Below are 2,276 nucleotides of genomic sequence, written 5' to 3' on the forward strand. Positions count from 1 at the left end.
GTGGGCTGGAGGAGCGCAGCGGGGGAAGCCCGCAGTTTCGTGGGGTGCTCATGCAGCTCCATCTCGAAGGTGGGCGTACCAGCCGGCCAGGCGGCCGGCCTCGCTGACGGCGTGCAGCCGTCGCTCGACGGCGGCGAGGTCGGACCGGGCCGCCGCCACGAGGACGTGGTCCCCCACGCGCAGGACGGTCCCGGGCGTCGGGGTGAAGATGTCGTCGCCGCGCAGCACCAGCGAGATCGCCGCGCGCGGCGGCAGGCGCAGCTCGCCGACCTCGACTCCTGCCAGCCGGGAGTCCGGCCCGACCGTGAACTGCAGGAGGATGGCGTCCAGGTCGTCGAGCGGTGCGGACTCGATGCTGACCCCACGCGGCTGGTCCTCGGCGGCCGCGCCGAGCCGCCGCGTGACCCAGGGGAGCGTGGGTCCCTGCACGAGCGTGAACACGACCACGAGCAGGAAGACGACGTCGAAGATGCGCTCGGCGCCCGGCAGACCCGCGGCCATCGGGATGGTGGCCAGCACGATGGGGACCGCCCCGCGCAGACCGGCCCAGGAGATGAAGGCCTGCTCGCGCCACGGGACGCGGAACGGCGTCGCGCACACGAGCACCGACAGCGGCCGGGCGACGAGCGTCAGCGAGCCGCCCACGATCAGGGCGTACGGCAGCGCGTCGATGAGCCGCGAAGGGCTGGCCAGCAGACCGAGCATGATGAACAGGCCGATCTGTGCCAGCCAGGCCAGACCTTCGACGAAACCCTCGGTCGCACCACGGTGCGGCAGCCGGCTGTTGCCCAGCGTCAGCCCGGCGACGTAGATGCCCATGAGCGCGCTGCCGCCGGCGACCCCGGCCAGGGCGAAGGCGAGGAAGGCGATCGCGAGCGTCGCGATCGGATAGAGCCCCGATGCCGGCAGTGCGCTGCGCACCAGCACCCAACGACCCGCGCGGGCGACGAGGAACCCGGCGGCGACGCCGACCAGGAGCTGGTAGACGACCTGGCCGAGGATCCCGACCCCGTCGGCGTCGGTCCAGGCGCTCGAGGCGACGACCGTGACCAGGATGATCACCGGCGGGTCGTTGAAGCCGGACTCCGCCTCCACCGTGGCCCGCAGCCGGGCGCGGATCGGCATCCGGCGCAGCACGGCGAAGACCGCCGCGGCGTCGGTCGAGGAGGCCACCGCGCCCAGCAGGATCGCCGTGCGCAGGTCGACGTCCAGGAGGAGGTGGACGAGGGAGGAGGTCACGACGACCGAGACCGCCACTCCGGCCGTCGCCAGCACGCCCGCCAACGGGGCGACCGGCCGCACCGTGCGCCAGTCGGTGGTGAAGCCGCCCTCGGCGAGGATGAACGCCAGCGCGATGGAGCCCAGCACCTGCGCGAGCTCGGCGTCCTCGAAGTCGATGCCGAGGCCGGCCTCGCCGGCGGCCAGGCCGATCGCGAGGTAGACCAGCAGGCTCGGCAGCCCCGCCCGGGTCGAGACCCGCACCGCCGCGACGGCCACCAGCAGCAGGCCGGCCCCCGCGAGCAGGGCCAGGTTCAGGTCAGCTGGGTCCACGGCCGCCATCGGGGAGCTGGACCCCGACCTCGACGAGCTCGAGGTCATGGACCTCGACCCCGAGCTCGTCGACCGTCGCCCGGACGGCGCGCCGCAGGGGAAGCCGAGCGGCCGACGCGGTCTGCGTGAGACCGGCTGCCGACCACTCGGTCACGACGCGGGCGACCGTCTCCTCGGCGGCCACCTCGGCCGCGGGCCACGGATCGGCGTACCGCGTCCCGGGCGGGGGCGCCGGGATCGAGACGGACGCCTCGAGCAGCACCACGACCGGGACGCCGTCGCTCGTCGTCGCCCGAACCATCACCGGGAGGTCGTGGGGCTGGGACAGGTCGCGCGCGAAGCGCTCGACCAGCGGCAGCCGCCAGGCGAACCCCGCGACGTGGCTGCGACGAACGACGCCGCCGCGCACGACCGCCAGCCACTGGCCCGCCGGCACCCGCCGCACGCACGTGGCGGCCCAGCAGCCCACGAGCACGCCGGCAGCCGCCAGGAGAAGGACTGTGTCGGTCATGGCACCAAGTCAACGGGCGTGCGCGCGCGGAACGAATGGGTGCTACCACCCATCTTCGGCGCCTCGCGCGACGCTGGACCCGCCTGGTGGCCGGCCACGTGTCAGGCTGGTCACGTGGGGCTGCTGTGGAAGGTCGCGCTGATCAACGGCGCGGTGCTGGTCGTCGCCGCGTCGTTGCTGGTGCTGGGACCGTTCAGCGTGTCCCGACGGCCGG

At 74.1% G+C, this 2,276-nt stretch carries 2 protein-coding genes; both read right to left on the minus strand.

The annotated features are described in order from the left end of the window. Positions 1–48: 48 nt before the first annotated feature. Positions 49–1,551, minus strand: a complete 1,503-nt coding sequence (locus tag Q0L15_RS19720) for a potassium/proton antiporter (RefSeq protein WP_296606298.1) — start codon at positions 1,549–1,551, stop codon at positions 49–51. Next, entirely contained in the window at positions 1,538–2,062 is a 525-nt protein-coding gene (locus Q0L15_RS19725; protein ID WP_296606299.1) for an SPFH domain-containing protein, read from the minus strand. The genes Q0L15_RS19720 and Q0L15_RS19725 overlap by 14 nt, the downstream gene beginning before the upstream one ends. Positions 2,063–2,276: the final 214 nt, after the last annotated feature.

It is taken from the genome of Nocardioides sp., assembly GCF_024509035.1.
Taxonomy (GTDB): domain Bacteria; phylum Actinomycetota; class Actinomycetes; order Propionibacteriales; family Nocardioidaceae; genus Nocardioides.

Excerpts from the sequence above, each read along its gene's own strand:
- Q0L15_RS19725 (WP_296606299.1), bottom strand. The coding sequence starts at position 2,062 with ATGACCGACACAGTCCTTCTCCTGGCGGCTGCCGGCGTGCTCGTGGGC.